Origin of the sequence: Sporosarcina aquimarina, assembly GCF_033253705.1 — a bacterium.
Classification (GTDB): domain Bacteria; phylum Bacillota; class Bacilli; order Bacillales_A; family Planococcaceae; genus Sporosarcina; species Sporosarcina aquimarina.
Genome location: NZ_JAUBDH010000001.1, coordinates 475570 through 501613, shown reverse-complemented (window position 1 = coordinate 501613; position 26044 = coordinate 475570). Strand labels below are relative to the sequence as shown.

Annotated in this window: 20 protein-coding genes; 11 read left to right on the top strand and 9 right to left on the bottom strand. The window is 46.0% G+C overall.

What is annotated here, in order from left to right; all coding sequences use genetic code 11:
- Positions 1–110 precede the first annotated feature (110 nt).
- The 3 genes from QT716_RS02335 to QT716_RS02325 all read right to left on the bottom strand — a co-directional run bounded on the left by QT716_RS02335 (position 111) and on the right by QT716_RS02325 (position 3295).
- A complete protein-coding gene (locus tag QT716_RS02335) occupies positions 111–821 on the bottom strand; it encodes a CpsD/CapB family tyrosine-protein kinase (RefSeq protein ID WP_317934164.1) in 711 nt (236 codons plus the stop codon).
- Positions 821–1543 carry a YveK family protein gene (locus QT716_RS02330; protein WP_317934162.1) on the bottom strand — a complete coding sequence of 241 codons (723 nt, stop codon included), beginning with the start codon at positions 1541–1543 and terminating at the stop codon, positions 821–823. Before QT716_RS02330 ends, QT716_RS02335 begins: the two co-directional genes overlap by 1 nt.
- A gap of 726 nt (positions 1544–2269) precedes the next feature.
- Entirely contained in the window at positions 2270–3295 is a 1026-nt protein-coding gene (locus tag QT716_RS02325; protein ID WP_317934160.1) for an acyltransferase, read from the bottom strand.
- 651 nt (positions 3296–3946) lie between these two features.
- Between QT716_RS02325 and QT716_RS02320 the strand changes: the two genes are divergently transcribed.
- The 3 genes from QT716_RS02320 to QT716_RS02310 all read left to right on the top strand — a co-directional run bounded on the left by QT716_RS02320 (position 3947) and on the right by QT716_RS02310 (position 5313).
- On the top strand, positions 3947–4438 hold the full coding sequence (locus tag QT716_RS02320) for a VanZ family protein (RefSeq protein ID WP_317934159.1): 492 nt from the start codon (positions 3947–3949) through the stop codon (positions 4436–4438).
- Between the two features lie 68 nt (positions 4439–4506).
- Positions 4507–4731, top strand: coding sequence for a hypothetical protein (locus QT716_RS02315; protein ID WP_317934158.1), 225 nt, complete (start codon positions 4507–4509; stop codon positions 4729–4731).
- A gap of 93 nt (positions 4732–4824) precedes the next feature.
- Positions 4825–5313: a general stress protein gene (locus tag QT716_RS02310; protein WP_317934156.1), complete on the top strand. Its 489-nt coding sequence runs from the start codon at positions 4825–4827 to the stop codon at positions 5311–5313.
- 62 nt (positions 5314–5375) lie between these two features.
- On the opposite strand, the gene QT716_RS02305 is transcribed toward QT716_RS02310, so the two are convergent.
- Both QT716_RS02305 and QT716_RS02300 read right to left on the bottom strand, forming a co-directional pair.
- Positions 5376–7892, bottom strand: a complete 2517-nt coding sequence (locus QT716_RS02305) for an S-layer homology domain-containing protein (protein WP_317934155.1) — start codon at positions 7890–7892, stop codon at positions 5376–5378.
- Between the two features lie 294 nt (positions 7893–8186).
- A complete protein-coding gene (locus tag QT716_RS02300) occupies positions 8187–9908 on the bottom strand; it encodes a phospho-sugar mutase (RefSeq protein WP_317934230.1) in 1722 nt (573 codons plus the stop codon).
- A gap of 275 nt (positions 9909–10183) precedes the next feature.
- Between QT716_RS02300 and QT716_RS02295 the strand changes: the two genes are divergently transcribed.
- The 5 genes from QT716_RS02295 (at position 10184) to QT716_RS02275 (ending at position 13762) form a co-directional block, all read left to right on the top strand.
- Positions 10184–10381, top strand: coding sequence for a hypothetical protein (locus tag QT716_RS02295; protein ID WP_317934154.1), 198 nt, complete (start codon positions 10184–10186; stop codon positions 10379–10381).
- 36 nt (positions 10382–10417) lie between these two features.
- Entirely contained in the window at positions 10418–11350 is a 933-nt protein-coding gene (locus tag QT716_RS02290; RefSeq protein WP_317934153.1) for a glycosyltransferase family 2 protein, read from the top strand.
- 82 nt (positions 11351–11432) lie between these two features.
- A complete protein-coding gene (locus QT716_RS02285; protein WP_317934151.1) occupies positions 11433–13094 on the top strand; it encodes a DUF6020 family protein in 1662 nt (553 codons plus the stop codon).
- Positions 13087–13431 (top strand): EamA/RhaT family transporter, encoded by a 345-nt coding sequence (locus tag QT716_RS02280; protein WP_317934150.1) that lies wholly within the window; start codon positions 13087–13089, stop codon positions 13429–13431. The genes QT716_RS02285 and QT716_RS02280 overlap by 8 nt, the downstream gene beginning before the upstream one ends.
- Entirely contained in the window at positions 13418–13762 is a 345-nt protein-coding gene (locus QT716_RS02275; protein ID WP_317934148.1) for an EamA family transporter, read from the top strand. The genes QT716_RS02280 and QT716_RS02275 overlap by 14 nt, the downstream gene beginning before the upstream one ends.
- A 687-nt stretch (positions 13763–14449) precedes the next feature.
- On the opposite strand, the gene galU is transcribed toward QT716_RS02275, so the two are convergent.
- Entirely contained in the window at positions 14450–15343 is an 894-nt protein-coding gene (gene galU / locus QT716_RS02270; protein ID WP_317934146.1) for a UTP--glucose-1-phosphate uridylyltransferase GalU, read from the bottom strand.
- Between the two features lie 336 nt (positions 15344–15679).
- Between galU and QT716_RS02265 the strand changes: the two genes are divergently transcribed.
- From QT716_RS02265 to QT716_RS02255, 3 genes are all read left to right on the top strand, one after another.
- Positions 15680–16300 carry an S-layer homology domain-containing protein gene (locus QT716_RS02265; RefSeq protein WP_317934144.1) on the top strand — a complete coding sequence of 207 codons (621 nt, stop codon included), beginning with the start codon at positions 15680–15682 and terminating at the stop codon, positions 16298–16300.
- Positions 16301–16590: 290 nt separating this feature from the next.
- Positions 16591–19101 carry a phosphodiester glycosidase family protein gene (locus QT716_RS02260; RefSeq protein ID WP_317934142.1) on the top strand — a complete coding sequence of 837 codons (2511 nt, stop codon included), beginning with the start codon at positions 16591–16593 and terminating at the stop codon, positions 19099–19101.
- A 647-nt stretch (positions 19102–19748) separates the two neighbouring features.
- The gene (locus tag QT716_RS02255) at positions 19749–21602 is read left to right on the top strand and encodes an LTA synthase family protein (RefSeq protein ID WP_317934141.1); all 1854 of its coding nucleotides are present in this window, start codon (positions 19749–19751) and stop codon (positions 21600–21602) included.
- A gap of 480 nt (positions 21603–22082) precedes the next feature.
- Here the strand turns inward: QT716_RS02255 and QT716_RS02250 are convergent, their stop codons facing one another.
- The 3 genes from QT716_RS02250 to QT716_RS02240 form a co-directional block, all read right to left on the bottom strand.
- Positions 22083–23150: an S-layer homology domain-containing protein gene (locus tag QT716_RS02250; RefSeq protein WP_317934140.1), complete on the bottom strand. Its 1068-nt coding sequence runs from the start codon at positions 23148–23150 to the stop codon at positions 22083–22085.
- 302 nt (positions 23151–23452) lie between these two features.
- Positions 23453–24535: an S-layer homology domain-containing protein gene (locus tag QT716_RS02245; RefSeq protein ID WP_317934139.1), complete on the bottom strand. Its 1083-nt coding sequence runs from the start codon at positions 24533–24535 to the stop codon at positions 23453–23455.
- Positions 24536–24967: 432 nt separating this feature from the next.
- Positions 24968–26044, bottom strand: coding sequence for an S-layer homology domain-containing protein (locus QT716_RS02240; protein ID WP_317934138.1), 1077 nt, complete (start codon positions 26042–26044; stop codon positions 24968–24970).

Here is a 26044-nt window from a genome sequence, read left to right as displayed (position 1 = left end):
GAGCGAGGAGGCTCAGATTGAGCCCGCGGAAAGCGTCGGTCTGAAGTGGAAATCAACACCGTTAATTTATCCTCTACAATTTAAAAAAGCAAGAAGGCACGGATGCCCTCTTACTCTGACGTGCCATAATATTGATAATAATAATGATCCTTCGCCAACGCGTAATTATTCATCAGCACACCTAGTATTCTAGCATTCGCCGACTGCAACGTCTCCTTCGCCTTCAGCGCACTATCCTTCTCAGTAGAACCCGTATCCACAACCAAAATCGTCCCATCACACTCATTGGACAAAATCTGTGCATCCGCCACAGACAACAACGGCGGCGCATCGAATACAAGCAAATCAAACTCTAGCTTCAACTGCTCAATCAGCGCTTTCATCGTCTGAGAACCAATCAACTCCGCCGGGTTAGGCGGAATCGGACCGCATGGCATAACATGCAGATTTTCGATAGCAGTATCCATCACCACATCGGCAATTTCCGCTTGACGCGTCAACACAGAAGAAAGACCCGTTCCATTATTCAAACGAAACGTATGATGCATCGTCGGCTTACGCATATCCGAGTCAATCAGTAACACTTTCCTACCCTCTTGCGCAAACACAACCGCAATATTCGCAGCACAAGTCGACTTCCCTTCACTCGGTGAAGAAGACGTGATCAAGATACTTCTTAAATCATTGTCCGCAGTGGAAAAGTGAATATTCGTCCGCACCGTACGGAACTGTTCTGAAATAATCGATTTCGTATTGTCGACTGTAATCAGCTTACGAGCCGCCTTTTGAAGTGGCTTTTTCTTTTTCTTAAACAAAGTCATCACCTCTTCTTCCTTCGCTGTCTTGAAGCCTGTGTCGGCATTTCTTTTTCAGAAATCGGACTGACAAGACCAAGGATCGGTAGTTCGAGTAGCTCTTCTACGTCTTGTTCCCCTTTAATCGTCGTATCTAAGTATTCCAATAAGAATGCAATTCCGACACCGATCATTAAACCGACAACTGCAGCAATGGCCATGTTCAGTTTAGGATTCGGTTTAACAGGTGTTGGGTTTTCTGCCATCTCTGCAGGTGATAAAATATTCACGTTGTCGACTTTCATCAACTTCTGGATTTCTTCTTTGAACACTTCAACTGTCGTATTCGCAATATCCACAGCTTTAAACGGTTCTGTGTCTGTCACACTGATGTTAATGACTTGAGAATTTTGTGCACTGTCTACAGTAATCTTTGAAGTAAGTGCTGCAGGAGTTGTATCCATATCGAGTTTTTTAAAGACAATTGATAGGATAGCAGGACTTTTAATAATGACGTTGTATGTATTAATAAGCTGTAAATTGGTCTGGATGTCCTGTGAGTTAAACGGCTGCTGCTCTACTTTGTCTTGGCTGACAAGTATTTGCGTAGATGCTTGATAGACAGGAGTCAGGACCAAATAACTGACTACACCTACTATCGTAACCGCAAAAATCATCATCATAAGAATCATGAAAAACCATTTTTTCAGTATGTTAAATAATTCTGGTAGGCTGATAGTTTCTTCCATGAAATGTTCAATCCTCATCTCGAATTGAATGTTAAATCTTTCAAATAGTATAGCACATTTGTAACAAGATTAATATACAGATTACTGAAAATTCGGAATCACAAAGATCTTTATTAGTAATAAAGCGGACTTTAAGGCAAATATAATTTGTTTCATCAAACATAGTAGCAATATTTTGTATTGCAGATTTGTTTTTCAATAGGACCTCTTAAAAAAGTAAACACACAAAGACATTGCAATAAAAAGTTAAAGAAGTTTACGGTTAAATTAGATCTGATGATAAAAGTAAGACACAATCTATGATGAAAACCCAACTACTTTTCCATCTTTACGTTTTCTTGATACAACCGTTATTTTACTCATAAAAAAATGTGCCTGAAGACACATTAAAATGCATTTTGATAAATTAGAAATCATCACTCTGAAAGCTGATCGATTCGCAATTGCTATTCCTGAATCACTAAATAATTTGGTAACGAGTGATGCACTCTCTGTTTATTTTACTTCCACATAGTTCGTACAGTAAGTTTTTGCTGAAGTTTATGATTCATCAAATTATAACATTTTAATATAAGGAATGTTTATATTGAAACACTTCGGGATAGCTGTTATTAGCATCCCAAACTTATTTGATATAAGTAAGTGATTATGTTCTTAAAGCGAACGTGAACTCACTTACATAATAAGGGGATTCATCTTATTAATAATTTAATTAACTTTTGGACTTTAAGGTATAATCCCCCGCAGCACAGGTACTTTCTTAATGATAATTACCAGAATTGTACTAATCGATACAACTAATACTGTCTTATACGGAATACCAACTACCGGATGCAAGTTAAACCACACAAACTCAAACTTTTCGTAAAGTGTCTGCATCACGAGCACATGGATCAGATAGATACCAAAACTCGCTTCGCTAATCACTTTACCAATCCACGGGAGCTTCACTTCACCAATCTTAGTGGATTTGAACAGCATGAAAAGTGCCACCGCCGTAAGTAAAACGTTCGGCGAATGTTCATCATACCAAAACTGTTCCAGCGGTTCATCAATTTTGAGAGACTCGTGATACGTCATGAAAAAAGTCGTCACCCACCCGGCAACCCCTCCGATATACATCAGAACTCTCCACCTTGCGCGGAAGTCGTACGTAAACAAGTAATACCCCAATACAAAGTAGCCTATGTAATGTGTCGCAAAGAACAATTCGATTTTAAATGTATAACCTATGAAGTATTCTATTGCTTTGGAGATAACAGAAGCAAACAGCCAAAGAACTATGAAGTATTCAATGTCTTTCCGCTTCGCGTTTTGAATCAGTATTTTCAACAACGGCGTAATCAGATAAAGACCGGCAATCATATAAAGAAACCAAAGGTGGTACATAATATCATCGGTCGCTAACCGTTTGATGAAGTCACCAATTGAGTATGAAATCTCTCCTTTACGCACTTCATTCGCATAATAGATTACGCTGAATGCAAACAGCGGGATTAGGATTTTTGCTAATTTTTTCTTCAAGAACATCGCTGTGCTAATTTGCTTCTTGCTGCTTAACATGAGTGCACCACTAATCATGACAAACATCGGCACTGCCCATCTAGAAATGGATTCGAAAAAGTTCCCTGCCATCCATGGACTTTCATATTTTTGTGCATCATCCATTACCACACCTGCCGATACATGAATCGTCACTACCGCAAGTGCCGCAAGAATCCGAAGCCAATCCAAATAGATTAGCCGTTTCATAAGAGCCCCTCATTTCATTCAATATAGGTTCTATTCTATTCCCTGAAATAGACCTATGCTAACTAACTAAATTGAAATGTAAACTCACTGTAATAGTGGCTTATGGGACAGGGTTGATCTACGTTGCAGCGGGACGCTTTCCCAGGGGCTCGCCTTCAGCCGCTTCCCTCGCTTCGCTCAGTCCAGGGTCTTCAGACTTCGCTGATCCCTGGGGAGTCGCCGGCTTCCACTTCGATCAACGGATATTGTATGCAAAGGATTCACTTATGAACTAAATACCGCAAGGTATCGCACTAAAAAAAACATACCGTAAGGTATGCCTCTCTCCCTCCTCTTTTTATGGAGATAGGTACTCTCAAATTTCAGTGGAATCTGCCAGCGCAGGCGTCTGCAGAGGTCGCCGAAGCAATGAGACAAGGCGCACTTTCCTTGGCTCATTGCGGGAGGCATCCTCCAGCGCCAAGCGTTAGCATAATACACTCTGGGTTATTCATTCCAAAACCATTGCGGCATGTATGCATTCTCCTACTCTGTGCGATTGGATTCTATTTCAGGCGTAGCCTGAGTCACAATCCGCCGTGGTGCGCGGATGGCGTCTCAGACTTCACAGATAATTTTTCAATGCACTCCCAAATATGGTATACTCGCACCATGAAAAAACTTGTTGTTGTTGTACTACTCATTGGCATTATCGTAGGACTTTCCATCTCCTCCAGTCAAACATATGAGCAGCAGACGATTGTTCCGAAACTGCAGGAACTCCTGCCGAATCAGCCTCTTGAACAACCGTTGTCCAAACTGCAAATTCCGTACTGGGGAAAAACCATCTCGGTCGAAGAACGCGGATACTACTACTTCTTAGAATTTCTTGTACGTAAAAGCGCGCACTTCTTCACATTCGGTGCACTCGCCGCTGTGTTCTACTGGCTCTTACCAAAGTTCCGTCTTCGTTTCTTCTTAGCCGCTTTCCTCACATTCACCGCAGCTTCTGCAGACGAATTCCACCAATCACTAACCGGTGGACGGACCGCAACTTGGCAAGATGTCTTGCTCGACATGTCGGGCGCACTGGTATTCTTACTCATCGTTAAAATCATTGAACTTTTTCGTTCCAACTCGCAAACATCGCGGACTGGGGGCTGAACGAAACGGGCAGCCTGCGTCTATCGCAAGCTGCCCGTTTTTTGTTACATCAGAAAGGATGATAGACTATGAAAGAATTCAAAATCACGTACTTCTTCGACGAAGAACATTACATCCGGCGGTTTGTCCATTTCGACTCCGCGGAGGATGTCATTGCATTACTCGCGAGTGAACGGGACCGCTATATCTCCTTCTGGGACAGCCGGGAGATCTATCACGAGTTGAATACGGCAAATGTCCGAGTCATCCAGTTCTCCGAATACCACCGCAATGACCGTTCAGAAGAACTATAAGTATTGCACGGTTTGTTTTGGGTTGTGCGGAAGGGGTATCTATAAACAAAGCAATCTAGTTCACCAACCCAATTCGAATGGAGGAAATTGAAGATGAATCGAGAATTTGCTGGAGTGTTCCATAGTGAAAATGAGTTATTGGACAAAATCCATGAACTGCACAGAAACGGCATCGCAGAAGATAATATCTATGTCGTGACGAAGGACAAAGAAGATGTCTCCATCGTTCGCGGACGTACGGATGCCGAAATTCAAACTGCGGATGCTTCGTGGTGGGATAAGTTCACATCGTTTTTATCCGATGAACAGCCTGCACGGAAAGCGTTAACCCAGATGGATTTGACACAAGACGAAATGGACCGTTATCTTGCTGCGGTTGAACACGGTGCCTTTCTGATGTATGTCGACAAAGGTGATTTCTGGGATACGATGGATCATGATAAAGGCGATCTGACTTCCCCTGTCACAGAGAAGATGGACTTAGGCGGGTATATCGTTCCGGAGAACAACGATGTGGTGCAGCAGCAGCGTCATGCGGAGGATCGGGATGCTGAAGGTAGGGCGATTCCACCGAAGTATTGATTGATTTTTTAATAGAAATTGAAAAGGCTCTCCGCTTTCGCGGAGAGCCTTTTCTGAATTACTTATCGAGTAACCGTAATGTTAGCTGGTACTGACAGCATATTTCCATTTACATCTTTAATATCCATAGTCTCAACAGGCTTCAAAGTGATACCTTTGTTGATTTGTTCAGTTGTAATCGCAGCGTCAAGTTTGATAATCGCTTTTTTCGTGCCATTTTCAACTGCTGCATTGACTTTCAATGGAGTTGCCATAGATTGTCCTTCCACTAGAACTTCAAAGTCATTCGCTGCCGCACCATTCACTGCTTCAGTAAACGTCAATGTAATTTCTTTAGTATCTGTCAATTTAGCTGTTTCAACAGTTGGCGCGATATTCTCTTTCAAGTTGACAGTGCCACTCCAAGTATCCATTGTTTTCGTTGAGCCCAATGCTTTAATATTCTTGATCGTCATTGCACGCTCACCGTTGAATGTACTTGAGCCAGGAGTCAAGTTCAGTACCGCTTGTTGTTTACCGCTTTCAGCGACAGGAAGTAGCGTTACATCTTTAATCGTAGCTCCATCGATCGTATAGTTCTCTTTATTGACAGCTGATGCCCCATCTACCGCTTGGTCAAAGGTAACGATCAATTTGTTGTTATCCGACACGTCCAGAACAGGCTTTTCAACTGTTACTACATTTGTGTTTTCAGGCTTACCATCTGCCGCACGAGTGAATTTCAACTGACCTGTTTTCTCTTTCAAGTCTTTGTTAGCAACCGATTTAATGCCTTCCAACTTATACGTCAACTCATAGGCTGCACCCTCAACATCGTTGCCAGTCAATAATGTCTTCACTGGTACGCGAACCACTTTATGATCGTCTTCCGATTTGTAAGCAACCGGTGTTGCCGCAAATTCTAAACCTGCTTTTGTCACATAGTCTTTCACGTATTTACCAGAAGCTGCCATAGTTGCATCTTCTAGATTTACATTTTTGTCAAACGTGAATTCAACATATTGTTGCTTATCTTCAGAATCTGCAACTACATTAGTGGAAGTAACAACCGGTGCTTCAGTGTCTTCAGTGAAAGTTACCACTTTAGAGTAGGTCGTTCCAGCTTGTCCACTTAAATCTTCAAAGTCTTTTACAACGACAGTTTGTGCAGTTGTTAAGTTCCCTTCAGTTGTTACAACATATTCCAGTGGATTCTCTGGATTCACTTCAACTGATTTCGCCGCAACTCCGCCAATCGTTACAACGGGATTGCTGCTCAATGCTTCAGAGAATTTGACAGTGAATTGATTTGCACCCGTTTGTTCGATCGTTTCAATAGCAGGTGCTACTCCATCTGGCTGTCCTTTAGTCAGTGTAACTTCTGCAGGGTTTGGTGAAATCAGATTACCTGACATATCCTTAGCCGCAACCATTTGTACTTTAAGCGATTTGCCAGCTTCTAAATCAGTAGGTAATTTGATAAGAACTTCTGAGTCACCTTCTTTGAAATCAGGTGCCAAGTCTTCTTCAACAGCAGAACCGTCTTCTTTCTTATACGTAACTGTTCCAAGCGTTTTCATTGGTTCAGAGAATTTCACAAGGTATTGTGAAGAATTCACTTTATCCGCTGTAACAACCTTCGGTGCTGTAGCATCCGCTTTGATGTTTGCTACTTGAGTGAATTTCTCAATCTCTTTGCCATCTTTCGCTTTAAGATTGTTGATCACTACAGTGTAGTCGCCTTTCACAACATTTTCAGTTGTCACAGTCAACGTTTTACCGTCTTTAGAAAGCATTCCTTTTAATGCGCCTGCTTCAGGTGTAGAAGATCCAACTTTAGACATTGTGAATACGCCGTCTTTGAAAGCCCCCATCTTGCCATCTTTAAATAGGCTGACAGGATCCACTGTGTCCGTGAATTTCACTTGGACTTGTGTACCATTGATTGCTTCCAAGCTGTCCACTTTATATTCAGGCGCTGGTGTTGCGTCAAGAGTTTCTAGACGGAACAAGAACAATGCCAACTCACCGCGTTTAATAGAGTCCGTTGTTGCGAACTTCGTTGCGGATTTACCTTCTGTGATTTTGTTATCGACCAGTGCAGCGACTGCGTCTTTGTAACGTGGTGCCACGTCAGAGAATGCAACGTTTGCTGTGTCGCCTTCGATACCGTACGCACGAGAAAGCATGATTGCCGCTTCACCGCGTGTGATCGATGCTTCGGAACCGAATGATGTCGTTGTTTTACCATCCAAGATGCCTTTTTTCTTCAATGCGCTGATTTGTTTAGCCGCACGTGTTGGAACGTCACCGAATGTATTTTTAGGTGCGTTGTCGATTTCTTCTTGAGTCAATGTTGCACGTGCAATCATCATGGCTACGTCAATACGCTTAATGTTCATGTCCGTACCGTATTTTGAGTCTGAGATCCCTTTAGTGATCTCTTTGTTTACAAGATAGTCGACAGCTTCTGTGTAACGTTTGCTGACGTCTGAGAATTTCATTTCTTTAGCGGAAACTGCAGGTACGACTGCTGACGCAACGAGTGTTGCTGTCGCAGCGGTTGCAACAAATTTAGAATAGTTAGTAGTTTTTTTCATAGGTTATGAATCTTCCTTTCGATGTGGAGATTAGATTCTATTCTTTTTAAGGAGAATATGAATCTATTATACGATTATACCCGGTATTACGCTAATGGTAAACATTACAGCCCTATGACATTTTTTCCATTTGCATTACGGACCATGTCAGTTTGCTTACTGTATTCATACAATTTATTCAGAATTATTTACCAGTTGAAGAAAGACTGCCCAAATAGTTCATTTAAGAACTTTTCAGGCAGTCTCTTTTTTAAAAGTATCAAATACGGGCTCGCAAGAGCTGAATTATAAAGATCAATAAAGTTTCTTCACGATACCCATGATGTCGGATTCTAAGGCTTCACACTTATTTACTGCAGCCATTCCGCTTTCGGCTTTGACCCCAATGTAGAATTTGCATTTCGGCTCCGTACCGGATGGGCGGACGCAGCACCACGATCCGTCTTCGAGACGGAATTTCAGGACGTTGGATGTCGGGAGTCCTGTCGGCTGTTCGCTTCCTTCGTTTGAGCGGATGATACCAGTTTGGTAGTCTTCTATATGAGCGACACGAATACCAGCCAGCTCAGCCGGAGGATTCGCTCTTAGTTCCGCGAGAATTTGCGCGATTGTTTCTGCGCCTTCTTTTCCTGGAATCGTGATGGATTTCATGGATTCCCTGTAGTAGCCGACTTTTTTGTATAGTTTGAGCAGTTCCGCATGCAGTGAGCTGCCTTTGCTCTTATAATACGCAGTCGCTTCTGCCGCGATCAATGCCGCTTGGACAGCGTCTTTGTCACGTACGAAGTCCGCTATCAAATAGCCGTAGCTTTCTTCATAGCCGAATAGGAACTCATAATCACCCGAGTTGTTGTATTCCTCGATTTTCTCGGAAATGTATTTGAACCCAGTCAACGTATCCACTGTTTCAACACCGTATTCGGAAGCGATAGCACGTCCCATTTCTGAAGTGACAATCGATTTCAACATGACGCCGTTTTTAGGCAATGTCCCTGCAAGCTTACGCTGTTCCAGAACGTAGTTCAGCAATAAGGCACCAAGCTGATTTCCTGTCAACAAATCATAGCCGCTTGTCGGCATCGCGATAGCAACTCCAAGACGATCGGCATCGGGATCTGTCGCAAGCAAGAGATCCGCATCCACTTTTGCTCCCAATCGGATCGCCAGACGTAACGCATCCTCTTCCTCCGGGTTCGGGTACTCCACTGTCGAGAATGCCGGATCCGGCTGTTCTTGCTCCTTCACTATTTCAACATGTGTATAGCCAAAGTTACGTAACGCCTGCTGCACAGGGATATTTCCTGTTCCGTGGATTGGTGTATAGACAATCGACACCTCATCCCGAGGGAATTCCCCTAACTTCAATGTCTTCAATTGAGTTTGATACGCCTCATCCATCTCTTCAGCAAGCATCGTCAACAAGCCATCCGCTTTCAATTCGTCTTCTTCTACTGCTTGAATTGAAAACAGATCTTCAATCTCTTCCATATGATGAACAATTGCAGATACTTTCTCTGGCGCCAGCTGGCCGCCATCTTCACCATATACTTTAAATCCATTGTATTCTTTCGGATTATGGCTCGCTGTAATGACAACACCGCTGAACGTATTCAATTCACGGATCGCAAAAGATAACTCAGGAGTCGGACGCGCTTCGCTGAACACAAAACTGCGAATCCCATGCGCACCTAACACGCGCGCCGTCTCAATCGCAAACTCCTGTGATTGGTAACGCGTATCATACGCAATTGCAACTCCGCGCTGCATCGCTTCCTTACCATGCTCCTTCACCATCCGAGCCAATCCTTCCGCCACTCGGCGAATCGTATGCACATTCATCCGATTCGTCCCAGCCCCAAGCAGCCCACGCATCCCCGCAGTCCCAAACTCCAACCACTGATAAAACCGCTCCGCAATCTCTTTCTCATCTCCAGAAAGCGCTGTCAATTCCTCCCGAAGCCCTTCCGACAACCGCTCTTCCTTCCACCACTGCTCATACCGCTCCATCACATCCATCATCATAACCTCTCCCCTAAACAACCCACTTTTTTATGTATCTATTACCCAAAGTATACAATCTAACCCCACCCAGAGCAAAACATAGCAAGCCCCGTGGTTTACTTCCCTCATAAACAAGGTATCTACTATGCTGGGAGCTGTACTAAACTTCCTCTCCTAATAGAAAAGGAACTCTATCATATTTATTTTTACTATTGGAACTGGTTCTGCTCTGTTCCTTTTCTTTTATTTCTTTCAAACCAACCTCTATCGAGGTTCAACAATCCCGTTGATTGAAGTGGAAGCCGGCGACTCCCGAGGGATCAGCGAAGTCTGAAGACCCTGGACTGAGCGCAGCGAAGGAAGCGGCTGAAGGCGAGCCCCAGGGAAAGCGTCCGGCTGCAACGGAAATCAACACCGTTCCAGATTTTATTAGCAAACTTCACTTCAATTATCATCCAAACCTGTATAATCATCCTCGTTCATGGTAAAATGCTCAGTAGCTTAATGACCAAAGGAGACACACTATGGAAATCGCAATACTTGTACCTTGTTACAACGAAGAACTCACCATTGGCAACGTCATCGACGACTTCAAACGAGAACTGCCAAACGCAAAAATCTATGTATACGACAACAACTCTTCCGACCGCACATCCGAAGTCGCCCGTGAACACGGCGCCATCGTCCGCTTCGAACCGCGCCAAGGAAAAGGGAACGTCGTCCGCTCCATGTTTCGCGACATCGAAGCCGACTACTACGTCATGGTCGACGGGGACGATACATACCCTGCAGAATTCGTACACGAGATTCTGAAACCCGTCCAAAACGGCGAAGCCAACCTCGTCATCGGCGATCGGCTCTCGAACGGCACGTACTTCGACGAAAACAAACGCCAATTCCACGGATTCGGCAACAACCTCGTCAAAGGGCTCATCAACAAACTGTACAAAAGCAACATCACGGACATCATGACCGGCTATCGCGGATTCGACCGGCTGTTCGTCAAATCGATGCCTGTCACAAGCCCAGGATTCGAAATCGAGACGGAAATGTCCATACATGCCCTCGACAACCGATTCCTTATCAAAGAAGTTCCCATCGACTACCGTGACCGTCCGGAAGGCAGCGAATCTAAGCTGAACACCATCTCTGACGGAACCAAAGTATTGAAAATGATCTTTACACTGTTCAAAGACTACAAACCGATGCTGTTCTTTTCTGTATGGGCTGCACTGTTCCTGATCCTCGGTTTAGCCGTCGGAACACCAGTCGTGATTGAATACGTGCAATCCAGCTTCATCACCAAAGTGCCTTCTGCTATTCTCGCAGTCGGATTCGTCATGCTGTCGATGCTGTCGTTTGCATGCGGACTCATCTTGGACACTGTTGCTGGCACACACCGGAAAAACTATGAGCTTCACTTGAACCGTATACGCGAATACGCAGAGAGAGGGTGACCCAATGCCCTCTTCCATACTAAGATGGGCAGTGATCGCTGGATTAGGACTCTATTCCAGCGCATCGCTCCTGTTTTTCTTTATGCCGATCCGAAACGCAGCCATCTGGATCATTTTGCTCGTTGCGATTCTGTTGAGCGGCTTCTTCTACTTCGCATTCAAGTTTTGGCCGATGTTTCAACAGCTGATGCGAGCAAAGAAAATCAGTTATGGGATTTTCGGAACGCTTTTCCCGTTATTCGTCACGGTCAGTATCCGAGGCGAACAGCCTTACTTAGATGATAATCATTGGATTGTAATCCTTGCTATATGGCTTGGCGTGATTCTCGCAGTGCTCGCAATAGTGACGGCGGTCATTTCTTGGTGTTTATCCATTACTTTAGTAAAAGAGGACAAGCCTGTATCACTATGGAAGATTCTGCTCTATGCACTTCCATCGCTGATTGTGTCATTCATGTTCCTGATCGCATTTTACCCGGGTGCAATGACGCCCGATTCACTTGCCCAGTATGACCAAGCACTATCACATCAGTATACGGACTGGCACCCTGTCGTCCATACGATGCTGATCGGCGTATTGCTTAAGATTTGGGAATCGCCTGCAATCATCGCCCTTTTCCAAATCGTATTGATTAGTGCGGCAACCGGGTTCGCTGGATGGTCACTTGAAAAAGCGCGAATTCCACAACCGTTCATCTGGATTGCGCTTGTGTTGTTCGCAATTAGCCCTGTGCATGCAATTTCGTCAATCACATTATGGAAAGACGTTGCGTACAGCGCGGCACTGTTTTTGTTCACACTGCTGATGTTCCGCATCGTGCGGACTTCAGGACGTGTGCTCGATAAATGGCCATTCCTTGCTCTCTATGCGCTCACTGGATTCATGGTGATGTTTTTCCGTCATAATGGGTTCCCGGTGTTCCTGATTGTTACGTTATTCATTCTCGTGATGTACCGCGCGCACTGGATGAGGCTCCTACCTGTCGCCGCTGCCATGATTTTGGCCTATCAGGTTGTCATTCATCCTGTTTATACGAAACTCGAAGTGCACCCTTCCGATCCGCAAGAAATGCTCAGTCTGCCGACACAGCAGCTGGCAGCGATTGTGACCGAAGACGGTGACATGACAAAAGAACAGTACGAGTATGTAAACCGTCTGTTCCCAATTGAAAAATGGCATGAAAAATACAATCCATACAGCGTCGACTCCATCAAGTTCTCATGGGGTGATTACGATCGTTTCGTCATTTACGACGACTGGGGTCAATATGGCAAGATGTATTTAAAGCTTGTCAAGCAGAACCCTGGAATCGCAACTAGTGCGCTGTTCAAACAAACGTCTCTCGTCTGGCAGATGAATCAGCCAAACGACGGCTATACAAGTAAATATACGACCAACATCTATCTCAACAACGAGCTGGGTCTCGTCAATAAAACCCTTAACCAAAGCCTGAAAATGCGTACGTATGAATATTTAAAGGGATCCGATGAAGCGATTCTGTTCCTATGGCGTCCGGCGTTTTATACAGCGCTTGCTCTATTGTTTACGTATATCGCGTATTTACGGAATGGCTGGCGTGCTTGGCTGCTCCTGCTGCCGGTTGCGTTGAATACTGGCGCAGTCTTCGTCGGTATTCCTGCGCAGGACTTTAGATACTTGCTAGCTAATTCGATGATCCTGCTGCCGTTCATCCTGATCAGTTTCGTGAAGTTTGAACCGATGGGAGTGGAAACGGATGACTGAAAAGCGTTCGACTTCCCCTCTCGGAATCTCCTTGATGGTCGCTGCGGCGTTCAGCACAGCGACCGGTCAGTTTTTCTGGAAACTCGCAGCAGGCGGCGGCTTGTTCGACTGGCATTTATGGGTCGGCTTCGTGTTTTACGGAATGGGCGCTGTTCTGATGACCGTCGCTTTCCGATTCGGCCGGCTGTCTGTGCTTCATCCGTTACTCACACTCGGGTATGTGATTGCGTTAGTATACGGCGTCAGCTTTTTGGATGAACCGATCAGTTTGACTCTCGTAATCGGCACGGTGCTAATTTTAGCCGGTGTTTGGTTGATCGGGGGTGACGAGCATTAACATTCTGCTGATTCTGATGCTGCTCGTCATGACTTGGTGCGGAGCGTTTGGAGGCTATTTCCTGAAACTCGCATCGGATACTGATTTGAAGAAGGACTTTCCGGTTCTTGTTAAGTGGCTGATTGTCGGATTACTCAGCTATGGCTCAGGCGCCATCCTCAACATCATCGTATTACGCTATATGCCCTACACAGTCGTGTTCCCGCTCACCAGCATCACGTACATCTGGACATTCATCTTGTCGTATGTGTTACTAGGTGAGCCGATTACGAAGCGTAAGCTAGCAGGAATTTTGCTGATTATCGTAGGGGCTGTGTTCTTGGTACTCTAGCATAGACACCGACAGGTGTTGATTTGCGCTATGGCTGGACGCTTTCCAGGGGGCTAGATTTCAGCCTCGGGCCTACAGGACGTAGGTCATGCAACCGTTGCGACAGGACGTCGCGAACTTAGGTTGCCTCGGCGCTTCGCTTCTGCGGGGTCTTCAACCTTCGCTTATCCCCCAGGAGTCGCCAGCCTCCGCTTCAATCAACAGCGACGCAAGCACATAGCTACCACATATAAATAGTTTAAAAAGAAAAGATAAAAGAAAAAATGACACTGTAGTTATCATCTGCTTATAAATTGGGAATTCGGTTAGAATTAGATATTGCTTTGCTATCAGTGTTTCTTTAACCCATTATTAAATACGTAACCATTAAAAGATGATGCCCCTTAGTAGCGGCATCATCTTTTATCTTTTTTTTTTTATCTTTTATCTTTTTCTCTTCCCTCCCTCCCCCAGTAGAATGTAGAGGTAATGCACCACAAGCTCCGTTGATGAAAGCGAAAGCCGGCGACTCCTGCGGAATTTTAATGGAAGCAACCTAAGTGCGCCGCGTCCTGCGGCAACGGTTGCATGACCTACATCCTGTAGGCCCGCGTCCGGCTGCAGCTACAATCAACACCGTCTACTCTCTAACTAAAGCAAAAAGCACCAGCGGTAAGAGATTAAGACCTCTCGCCGTTGGCGCTTTTTTTATTTCACTTTCGTTTTGTATGCAGCTAATAACCGCTCCATCATCTCAAGTACATCATCTTTCAAATCATCGCGCTCCAGCGCAAACGTCATCGTCGTCTCGATAAACCCAAGTTTCTCTCCGACGTCAAAGCGACGTCCTTCGAACTCATACCCGTAAACGTCCTGAGTCATATTCAACTCTTCAATCGCATCCGTCAGCTGAATTTCTCCGCCTTTGCCGACCTTTTTCTGACTCAAAATATCGAAGATTTCCGGCGTCAGTACATACCGGCCAACGATTGCGAAGTCGGACGGTGCCTCTTCTTGACTCGGTTTCTCAACAAACTTCTGCACTTTCATCAAGCGCAAATCCGTCGTTACCGGATCAATGACACCATAACGGTGGATCTCTTCGTGCGGCACTTGCTGAACGCCGATGACACTCGAGCCCGTTTCTTCATACTGCTCGATTAGCTGTTTCAACGCCGGCTTGTCGTTACGGATGATATCATCGCCGAGCAATACGCCGAATGGCTCGTCGCCGATAAAGTTCCGTGCACACCAGATGGCATGTCCAAGCCCCAGCGGCTCTTTCTGACGAATGTAGTGGATATCCACAGCCGCGGAGTCCTTGACCTTCTGCAGCAAATCGTACTTCTGTTTCTGCATCAAGTTCTCTTCAAGCTCAAGTGCATTGTCGAAGTGGTCTTCAATCGCGCGCTTGCCTTTACCTGTGACGATAATGATATCTTCAATACCTGAAGCAATCGCTTCTTCTACGATGTATTGAATCGTCGGCATGTCGACGATCGGAAGCATTTCTTTCGGCATCGCTTTCGTTGCCGGTAAGAAGCGTGTCCCGAGTCCAGCGGCAGGAATGATTACTTTTTTCACTGTTTTTTTGTTTGTCATGGGATCCTCCTGGAAATTCTATTTGTGTATATGAAGTATAGCACAGAACGCGGGTTTGCACCTGTCGAATGTTGGAGAATCTGGAACTCCTTACAGCTTTCTGGAACGCAGCACATTATCGTAAAACGGTCCGCTGTTTCGCGATGGTCCCACCTCCTAAAAGTCGAATGGTATAAGGCTCCCGATTGTTTTGCGCCTTTCTCCCACTCATTCCCCAAAGTGCAAAAAACTACTCCTCTGCCATCCAGTTCATCCATTGTATGCCATTTGTCCCTTGGCACAGGTTGTCTAAACATTGTAGACTTAGGGAAAGCGGATTTAGAGGAGGCTATCTTTTTGAAGAAGAAAATCACAGCTGTGTTGGCAGCTGGTGTGTTAACGTTTACGATGTTTGCGTCTACGTCAGAGGCGGCGTTCTCGGACGTCAGCTCGCGTTATGAAACAGAAGTGAATTACTTGGTTGCTCAAAAGTACACACAAGGTACGTCTGAGACGACGTTCGGAACGCAAGATTCCATTAAGCGGATCGATGCTGCGGTGATGGTGGCGCGTACGCTTGGATTTGACGAAACAAGTAACTTGCCTGATGCTGGTTTCTCAGATGTTCCGAAAAATCGTGCGTGGGCAGTGAACGCGCTGGCTGCTCGTAACGTGGTTTCGGGTAAGACGGAGACCCGGTTCGGGACCAATGATACGATGACGCGTAATGAGATGGCTAAAGTAATTGCGTCTGCCTATGATATGAAAGCGTCAGACTCCCCGATTCCATTTACGGATGTCAATAAGCGGTTTGCGCCCTATGTGAGTGCACTGGTCCGGAACGGCATTACACAAGGTAAATCGGCTACAACTTTCGGTGCGGATGATGCCATCAAACGCGGCGAGTTCGCGATTTTCATTTACAAAGTGGATGGACTTTCTAAGATTGAGCCGCCTGAAGTGGAAGAAGTATCTTGACTTTTAAGAAAAATAAGACCGAAGACACCCTTGCAAATTTCTTAAAAACCTGAGTAATTGTATTTGTGTTCTCTAGAAAGTGTGTTAAGATAATACGTGTAGGTAAACCCTGTTTTATAGAATATAGCAAGAATTGTTGAGGCCGAAAAAAGCTAGGAGACCCCCTGTGTCTTCTAGCTTTTTTTTGTCCATTTTTAAACTTCTAATCTAGCTATAGATTTTTAGTCCTATATCCTTCCAGCAACCTTTTCCTTATACTGGACATATCAAACGAAGTAAGGGGTTTTTTCATGTTTTTGAAACGCACACTGATTTCTGGGGTTGCTGCGGTCGCGTTGTTCAGTACTACCCTCATCCAGGCAGATGCTGCTGGTGTTTCTCAAGGGGTATATCATTCGAAACAATCGATTACGGTGAACGGCAATGCCCAGACGCTGAATCAGCTTAATGTCAATTTGACACAGCCGTATACGACGGTGGATGTCGGGATTAACTCTCCATTCAACAAACTGGCGACGGTCAATTCTTTGGCGACGGCACATACGCAAGTGAACCATCACGTCGTGGGCGCCATCAACGCCTCATTGTTTCATTTCAGTAATGGCTACCCGAGTTATTTGTTAACGAAAGGTAAACAGATTCAGCACGTCGGTGCAGTTTCGACGCAGTCCAATGACTTCATGCATACGCCGGCAGCGTTTGGAATGACTGCTGATAATAAAGGAAAGATTGGTACATATACGCTTTCTCCGACAATTGAACATAATGGGAAGTCGGTTGTGATGACTTCGCTGAACCGGGAACGCAATATGAATGAGAGCATCCTCTTCACATCCAGCTGGCCGTATGAGACGACCCGGACGAACGGAACTGGATTGGAAGTCATTGTGGCGACGAGTCAATCCGCTGAAGGCGGTATGGCGCTTGGTGAAAAAGTGACAGGTAAAGTTGTGGGTATCCGTGCGAATGGGGATCCGCAACCAGCTACGGTTCCGGTTAAAAGCAGAGGATTCGTCCTTTCTGCGCATGGATCGGAAGTGGATAAAATCCGTAATATGAAAGTCGGCGATGCGGTTTCGATTTCTTATAATGTGGATTCTGCATGGCGCGATTCGAAGTTCATGTTGGCGTCGGGCCCCTTACTCGTACAAAACGGTAAAGTCGATATGACGATCGATTACAACAGTTCAAAAGCATTGCGGCGAACGGCTCGTACTGCGGTAGCGACCGATGCTTCCGGGAAAATGGTCTATTTCTTCACTGCCGACTCGGGGTTACGAGGAAAGAGTACAGGTATGACGATGAAGGAATTCGCAGAGTACATGGTGTCAAAAGGTGCGTACACGGCGTTGAATTTGGACGGCGGCGGATCGACGACGATGGTTACTCGGAAGCCGGGTAATGTCTACCCTACATTGGCAAATCGTCCTTCTGAATCTACTGACCGTTCGGTGAGCGCGATTTTGGAAGCGATCAGTACAGCACCGTATGACGTGGCAGCTACGATTTCTGCCAGCCAAGAACAAGCTGGACAAGTTGGGATTGGTGCATCGGTCGGTTTCAAAGTCGATTCTGCACTGGATCAGTATTTGAACGTTCGGTCTGTTGATCAATCAAAAGTTGAATTATTGGGTGTGTCGAACGGCATCGGGAAGATTGAAAACAATCGTTTTGTCGGTGTGAAGGCTGGAACGGGTACTGTGACAGTCGGATATGAGAAGGCGAAAGTGAATGTCGCGGTTACGGTGACGGATTCGATTGATGAGATTGTGTTTAATCCGTCTGCTTTGACACTTGGAACGAACGAATCGTTGTCGTTTGATGTGTCCGGAAAGCTGAAAAACCAGAATGTGATCTTTAACTCAGATGCGATTAAGTTAAGTGCATCGGGTGCTGGGACACTGAAAGGCAAGACGTTTACAGCGGGTGCAAAAGAAGGTACTGCTACGATTACTGCGACATACGGCAGCAAGAAAAAGGTTGTGCCTGTGACTGTCACGGATCAGCCGGTTCAACTTGGATCGTTTGAATCGTTGTCGGGATTGGATGCTTCTGGCATCCGGGCTTCTGCCAGCGCGTCTGTTGAGAAGAACATTCAAGCACATGACGGCAATGCGTCTGTTCGGTTGGATTATGATTTCACAGCGAACAAAGAAGGAATTTCCGCTGCTTACTTGAATTGGACGAGCGGACTTCCTCTTTCATCGAATCCGAAAGAGCTCGGGGTTTGGGTATATGGCGACGGCAATAAGCATTGGCTTCGCGGATCACTGCTTGACGCGAAGGGTAAAGAAGTAATCGTGGACTTCACAAAGGAAGACGGACTCGACTGGACGGGCTGGAAGTATGTGACGGCGAAGATTCCGGCAAGTGCGTCTGCGCCATTGATGCTGCAGCGTATTTACGTTGCGGAGCGTTCATCGGATAAGAAAGATAAAGGCTTCTTGCTGTTTGATAAGCTGCAAGTCCGTTATTCGGATAAAGCTCATCAGGAGCGGGCGTTCCAACCTTCTGCTTCAGCACGGACTGAAGCGAAGGATAAGATGTTCACGGTGAAGTTCACGCAGCCGATGGATGCGAGTTACTTCACGGATGGGTATGTGTATGTGGAGGATGAGTTCGGTGTACGCCAGGCAGTGACTGTGAGTAAGACGGATGATGCGCGTAAGGTGAGCGTCAAGGCACCGGCTGCGGGTTATGCGTCAGGTAAGGGTTATCGTTTGGTTGTGACACATTTCGCGAAGAATGCGCGAGGTGTGTCTATGGTGAAGGATAGCGTTACGGAGTTTAAGGTGAAGTGATTTATGGGGAGCTGTTCAAGGTGTGGGGGTTAGTGCATCTTGGATGGCTTTTTTTAATTAGGAGATTAGACGGTGTTGATTTCCGTTGCAGGTGGACGCTTTCCCAGGGGCTCGCCTTCAGCCGCTTCCCTCGCTTCGCTCAGTCCAGGGTCTTCAGACTTCGCTGATCCCTCGGGAGTCGCCACCTTCCACTACAATCAACGAATCGGGTTGGGTGAGGGTATCTACTTAGAACACTTTACCTTCTGGGTATTGTGGGGAAAAAGTTGTGAGACCATGAATGAACGAAAAGTCGTTATAGTGAAGTAAAGTGATTTGATCACTCTCTTTTTATGTAAGTAATGCATTTGTTTCAACACGACACCGTTGATTGAAGCGAAAGACGGCGACTCCGTAGGGATCAGCGCAGGTTGAAGACCCCGCAGGGAGCGAAGCGAATCGAGGAGGCTGAGACCAAGCCCCTCGGAACGCGTCCGTCTGTAGCGTAGATCAACACCGTCTACTCTTTTAGTTTATTATCTGGAGATGTCTTAGCTGTCGCTTTATCGGCTGTCGGGGCATCTCCTTTTTCATCCCTAATACTTCGTGTCAGGAAACAATATGATACAATGAATGAATGAAAACTCGTTATGAAGAGGTGCGGTGTTGTGAAGTTCAAGTTTAGTATGAAGTCTTTTGTTGCCATGATCATTGCTGTCGTTTGGTTCCTCGTCCTCGTCATCGGCGTCGAGTCCTTCTTGCTCGGTTCGTACGACGACGCGATGGATTGGGTGAAGGAAATGCCCGCCGCCTATATATTGAATGCGCTCATTGGATTCGCGTTATTCCTTGTGTTGCTCGGCATCATCAACCGATTCCTCATCAGCTTCATCGTCACGAACCTCGTGGTGATCCTGCTGCCTGTGTTCAGTTACTTCAAGTTCAGTTTCCTTGGAGAGAACTTATATCCTTGGGACTTGCTGCTGTACAATAACGTCTTGAACTTGCTGCCGAATATTTATAAGCAAGGCAATGTTGGCGGCGCGCTTGTCTGGATCGTCGTGGTGCTTGCGGTTCTGGTCGGCTTATTCGTGTACATGCTGAAGAAACGTCCGCGGCCGATTATGCGTTTGCCTTGGTGGGTGCGTGTGATTTTTGTCGGCATGGGTGCTGTGTATTTGTGTGCATTCATTTTTTATCGCACGTTCCCGAATATGGAAACTGCGTTGAAAGACGCGAAGATGTCTAACATTACGTTTAATCAAGAGAAAAATTATGAAACGAACGGCTTTTACGGAGCGTTCATGCTCAACATGCAGAGTGCTATTGTGCTTGCGCCGAATGGCTATAGCAAAGGTGCGATTGAAGATATCGTGAAGCGTCTGGAGAAAGATGCGGTGGTTCCTAACTCTGCGACAGATAAAAAGCCGAATATCATTTTTGTGATGAATGAATCGTTCTGGGATCCGACGCTGCTTGAGAAGATTCAGTTCGACCCGGATCCGATGCCGTTCATCCGCGAAAATCAGACGGGCTGGCTGTTGTCGCCGACGTTTGGCGGAGGAACGAGTAACGTTGAGTTTGAAGTGCTGACCGGTTTCTCGAATAACTTCTTACCCGTGGGCTCCGTTCCCTATCAGCAATATGTGAAGGACAAGCAGCCCGCAGCGATGCCGAACTATTTGAAGGGGCTTGGTTACGATACGCTCGCCATTCACCCATATGCGAAGTGGTTCTGGAATCGGGAGACGGTGTATAAGCATTTTGGATTCAATGAGTTTTTAGATGATAAGTCGTTTACGGATCCGATTTATAAAGGGCCGTTCATTTCCGATGAACAAGTGACGAAGACGATTATCGAGCGGACGGAAGCGTCGGATGATCCGATGTTCATCTATGCCGTGACGATGCAGAACCATACGGGTTATGCGGCGGATAAATACGAAAAGTTCGATGTCAAAACGACGGTTCCTGAAGGAGTCGACGATGTGTACAACGTCCTGCTGCGGTCGTTCACGCAAGGTGTGTATGATGCGGATAAGGCACTGGAGCAGTTGATCCATCACTATAAAGATTCTGATGAGCCGACGGTTGTTGCGTTCTTCGGTGATCATTTGCCGGCGATTGGACAGGACTATCGTTTGTACAAAGTGGCCGATTTCGTTCCGCGCGGTGCGGGTGAAAGCCAGTGGGATTTAGGCGACTTTGAGAAGACGCGTTCCACTCCCCTGTTGATGTGGAATAACTTTGATGCTCCGATTCCTGACATTGACCACTTGAGTCCGAACCAGCTTGGACCGACGATGTTTACGATGGCGGGGATTCGCAAGCCTGTGTATTATGAGCTGCTGGAGCAGTTCGGCGAGAAGATGCCTGGGTTCACGCGTGAAGTGAAGATCGACGCGGACGGCAATCTGTCGCGCGAGACGCCGGCTGAGGTAAAGAAGTTGAGTAAGGATTATCAGCTGATGCAGTATGATTTGCTGTTTGGGAAGCAGTATGGAAAAGATGCTGTGAAATGATTAAGTTGTATGCGAAAACCGCCACTCCTTGGGTAAGGGGTGGCGGTTTTTGGTTGTCTTCGGTAGGAGCGTGAGCCCATGCGGCTTTTAAATAAGCGAAGCGCTGCAAATTAATCACTGTTCTCGCTGGTTTATGAGCGGATTTCGTATTTTATGAGCACATTCTTGAGTTTATGAGCGGATTCCGCGATTTATGAGCACTTTCTCGAGTTTATGAGCGGATTTTGTGATTTATGAGCACTTTCTCGAGCTTATGAGCGGATTTCATTGTTTATGAGCACTCTCCTGTGATTATGGGAAGCCCTTGAGGCTTTTAAACAAGCGAAGCGCTACAAATCAATCACTGCCCTGGCTCGTTATGAGCGGATTTTGTGATTTATGAACACTTTCTCGAGTTTATGAGCGGTTCCCACGATTTATGAGCACTTTCTCCAGTTTATGACCGGATTCCTCGATTTATGAGCATCCGACCCGATGGGCTTACTTAATCCCCTTTAGGACGGAGACAGTTTTCCCGTTTTTATCCAATACTTTCACTAACCCAATGCCTTTTACATAATAGTTTTTGTAACCTGTGGAAGTGGAGACTTCTACAGCGTTCGGGAATGTCTTGTATGGTGTGACGACAGTTTTGTGCACGGCTGTGTAGGTGCTTTTCTCTTGGAAGTAGCTCCATGACTTGCCGGTTTCAATTGGATACAGCAGCTCGACGTAGTAGTCGGACTGCAGGAGCCCCGTTGCGTAGCCTTGGTAACTCTCGTCTTCTACGAAGTATTGGCTTGTCCCCGTTTTCAAGTCTTTTTCCTGCCAAACAAAACCTAGTTTTGAGTTCTCGATTTTGATGTCGCTGTTCACATAGGTGAGCACGCGATCTCCGGCTGTGCCTCCGTATGTGTATTGCTTCGTTTTGTCGTGAGCGAATGAGTCAGCAATCGCTGCGCGCTGTTTGTATTCTGCAGACAGGCCTCGTGCAAGGAAGGCGGAAAATTGTTCGCGTGTGACGCTGCCAATCGGTTTGAACGTGCCGTCGGGATAGCCCGCTGTAATGCCCGCCGATGAAATTTTGCGGATTGAGACAGATGCTCTCATGTTTTCTCCAACGTCACTGAACAAGAACTTGGAAGTGAACTGCAGATCGAATGCGCGGTCCACGATTGCTGCCATGTCCCCTCTTGTAATGAGGGCGTTTGGACGATATGTACCGTCGGGATATCCATTGATGATCCCTTCTTTTGTAGCGGCCGCCACGTACCCGCTTGCGGATGAATTCTGGCCTACGTCTTTGAATTTGGTTGGCCTTTTTGTCCCGTCATAATTCAGCATACGTCCAATCAAGATCGCAGCTTCAGCGCGCGTGACGTCTTTCTTCGGCTTGAATTTGCCGTCTGTATAGCCAGTGATGATTTTCTTGGAAACTAAGTATTGGATTTCATCATGAAATCGACTGGATTTTGGCACGTCAGGAAAACTTACAGCTGCCGCTGCGGGTTGTGCGACGATGACTAGAGAACATACTAGGACCGCAAGCATTGTCATGATTCGTTTCATGGACTCACTCCTTCGTTTAATGGATATGTCTAGTATATCAAAGTAAAAAGGTGCGTGAATAAAAAATAAGGATATCGCAGAAGCCATGACATGACTTTTCGCGATATCCTATTCGAGTAAACGGTGTTGATTTACGTTGCAGGTGGACGCTTTCCGAGGGGCTCGATTTCAGCCGCTTCCCTCGCTTTGCTCAGTCCAGGGTCTTCAATCTTCGCTGGTCCCTCCGGAGTCGCCACCTTCCACTTCAATCAACGGATCCACTATTAATTAATATCTTAGTTGCTCATGGAAAGGAAATAGAATTACTCCACAGATTTCAATTCACTCACTGATTCACCGTTCTCATCAATCGTCTTCACGTGCCCTACGCCCTTGACGTAGTAAGACGTGTAACCAGTATCAGAAGTGACTTCCACTGCGTTTGTGAACGTTTTGTACGGCGTTTTTACCGTTGCCGTCACACTTGTGATTACATCCACCAGTTCTTCCTCTTCGTCCATGTACCAACCAGATCCCACTTCAATTGGATACACTAAGTCGACCACACCGCTGTCTGAGAAAGGGAACACCGTCACAAGCTCTTCTGCTGTTTCTTCTTGTAAGAAGTAAACAACTTCCTTCGTCTTCAAGTTTGTGCTCATCCATGCGAAACCAGCATATTTCGGAACGTTAAAACCTTTAAGGCCTTTTTGGAAGACTTGCTCGACATCTCCAGTTGGAGTTGCGTACACATAACGTTTCGTCATGTTTTGTCCGAAACCTTCGCTGCCGACTGCGCGTTGCTTGAATTCCGGGCTCATTCCTCTTGAAAGGAATGCAGAGAATTGCTCGCGCGTTACTTTTCCGTGCGGGCGGAATGTATTGTCAGGATAACCCGTTGTGATGTATTCGCCTGCGATGTTATAGATCGCGTCGGCTGCTTTCATGTTTTCTCCGACATCACCGAAAAAACGGATGCTGCCGAACTCAAGTCCGAACACACGGCTCAGGATTAGCGCCATATCGCCACGTGAAATTTGTTGAGCGGGACGGAATGTGCCATCCGGATAACCGCCAAGGATTCCTTTTTCAGTTGCTGAAGCAATATACCCGCTCGCTCCGTTGCTTTTGTTTACATCTTTGAACTTCGTTTCACGCTTCGTACCGTCCAGGTCAAATGCGCGTCCGACCATAATCGCGACTTCACCGCGCGTTACATTACGTTTCGGCTGGAAAGTTCCATCTTCATACCCAGTAATGATCTCTTGCCCTACTAAATACTGTATTTCATCATGAAACCGGTTCGACGCCGGGACATCCGAAAACCCTGCCGCCGCTGCAGCGGGTTGAATTGCCAAAACGAAAGAACCTACTATAATTGCAACTGCCATCATTAACTTCTTCATTGATTCACTCCTCATCCTTTATAAATTCAGTATAGCAAATCCCTATATTCCAAAAGCAATAACCCCAGACACGAAATGTGTCGGTACTGTGTCAAAAAAGAACAGTTGAGTGTACGCTTTTATCTGCCTCAACTACACTCTACTCGCTCTTTTCTCTTTTTTCCCTTTTCCTCCCCCCCATTTGTTAGAATTCTGGTGCAATGATTTAAGCAGATTCTATATCAATAATCTCCGTTGATTGAAGCGGAATCCGGCGACTCCTTAGGGATCAGCGAAGACTGAAGACCCCACAGGGAGCGTAGCGAGCGAGGAGGCTGAAGTCGAGCCCCTAGGAAAGCGTCCGGATGAAGCGTAAATCAACACCGTTAAACACTCCATATAAAAAAGCCGCCCCAAGCGTCATACATGACCGCCCAGAACAGCACTACATTCTTACTTCAAACTCTTCAATTCACTAACCACAATACCCTTCGGATTGATAGACTTCACAAGCCCAATCCCCTTCACATAATACGTCTTATGCCCCGTATTCGAAGTAACCTCTACTGCACCCGTGAAAGTTTTATAAGACGTCTTCACTGTCTTATTCACACCTGTCACTTGATCTACCTCATTAGAATTCATCCCAATCTGCCACTTGCTATTCAGCTTCACTGGATACTTGAGGGCTGGAGAATAATCTGAGTAAGGGATACCTGCCATCAAGTATTCACTGTTTTCGGATTGGCCAAAATAATTCACTTCGCCAGTTTTCAAATTCTTGCTTTCCCACGTATAGCCTAGCGGTTTGCCGTTCATCATTTTGCTTTCATACTTATACGTCATCATGCGGTCCCCTTCAGGTCCGGCGAATACGTACTGCTTCGTTAAATCATATGCATAACTGTCTTTCATTTGAGTCTTCTGTTTAAAATCAATATCGAGACCACGCGCGATAAATGCAGAAAATTGCTCGCGTGTTACCGTGCCCTTCGGTTTGAATGTACCATCAGGATAGCCCGTCGTGATATAGTTCCCTGCTAGTGCGCGTGTTGCTCCGTATGCAGTCATCTTGACACCGACGTCTTTAAATTGGTAGTGAGAGTTAGTAACTAACTCGAATGCCCGGTCGATGATCATCGCCATATCTCCTCGTGAGATAGTAGCGTCCGGACGATACGTACCGTCTTTGAATCCGCCGATGATTCCTTTATCAGTCGCCGCGGCAATATATCCGCTAGCTCCGTAGTTTTTTGAAACGTCTTTGAACTTCGTATCGCGCTTTGCGCCATCGAGCTTCAATGTACGGCCAATCATAATTGCGGCCTCTCCGCGCGTCACGTTGCGTTTCGGCTGGAAGTTTCCGTTTGAATACCCAGTGATAATCTTTTGGTCCACTAAGTAATTGATTTCATCGTGGAAACGGTTCGAGTCCGGTACGTCCGGAAAGCTTGCTGCAGCTGCAACAGGTTGCGCCGCCAGTGTAAGAGACAATGCTCCTACTGCTAATAATGATGTGAATTTCTTCAA

What these genes read in the sequence shown, in the direction of transcription:
- QT716_RS02335 (WP_317934164.1), bottom strand. Translation starts at nt 821, where the DNA reads ATGACTTTGTTTAAGAAAAAGAAAAAGCCACTTCAAAAGGCGGCTCGT.
- QT716_RS02330 (WP_317934162.1), bottom strand. Translation starts at nt 1,543, where the DNA reads ATGGAAGAAACTATCAGCCTACCAGAATTATTTAACATACTGAAAAAA.
- QT716_RS02325 (WP_317934160.1), bottom strand. Translation starts at nt 3,295, where the DNA reads ATGAAACGGCTAATCTATTTGGATTGGCTTCGGATTCTTGCGGCACTT.
- QT716_RS02320 (WP_317934159.1), top strand. Translation starts at nt 3,947, where the DNA reads ATGAAAAAACTTGTTGTTGTTGTACTACTCATTGGCATTATCGTAGGA.
- QT716_RS02315 (WP_317934158.1), top strand. Translation starts at nt 4,507, where the DNA reads ATGAAAGAATTCAAAATCACGTACTTCTTCGACGAAGAACATTACATC.
- QT716_RS02310 (WP_317934156.1), top strand. Translation starts at nt 4,825, where the DNA reads ATGAATCGAGAATTTGCTGGAGTGTTCCATAGTGAAAATGAGTTATTG.
- QT716_RS02305 (WP_317934155.1), bottom strand. Translation starts at nt 7,892, where the DNA reads ATGAAAAAAACTACTAACTATTCTAAATTTGTTGCAACCGCTGCGACA.
- QT716_RS02300 (WP_317934230.1), bottom strand. Translation starts at nt 9,908, where the DNA reads ATGGATGTGATGGAGCGGTATGAGCAGTGGTGGAAGGAAGAGCGGTTG.
- QT716_RS02290 (WP_317934153.1), top strand. Translation starts at nt 10,418, where the DNA reads ATGGAAATCGCAATACTTGTACCTTGTTACAACGAAGAACTCACCATT.
- QT716_RS02285 (WP_317934151.1), top strand. Translation starts at nt 11,433, where the DNA reads ATGCCGATCCGAAACGCAGCCATCTGGATCATTTTGCTCGTTGCGATT.
- QT716_RS02280 (WP_317934150.1), top strand. Translation starts at nt 13,087, where the DNA reads ATGACTGAAAAGCGTTCGACTTCCCCTCTCGGAATCTCCTTGATGGTC.
- galU (WP_317934146.1), bottom strand. Translation starts at nt 15,343, where the DNA reads ATGACAAACAAAAAAACAGTGAAAAAAGTAATCATTCCTGCCGCTGGA.
- QT716_RS02260 (WP_317934142.1), top strand. Translation starts at nt 16,591, where the DNA reads ATGTTTTTGAAACGCACACTGATTTCTGGGGTTGCTGCGGTCGCGTTG.
- QT716_RS02250 (WP_317934140.1), bottom strand. Translation starts at nt 23,150, where the DNA reads ATGAAACGAATCATGACAATGCTTGCGGTCCTAGTATGTTCTCTAGTC.
- QT716_RS02245 (WP_317934139.1), bottom strand. Translation starts at nt 24,535, where the DNA reads ATGAAGAAGTTAATGATGGCAGTTGCAATTATAGTAGGTTCTTTCGTT.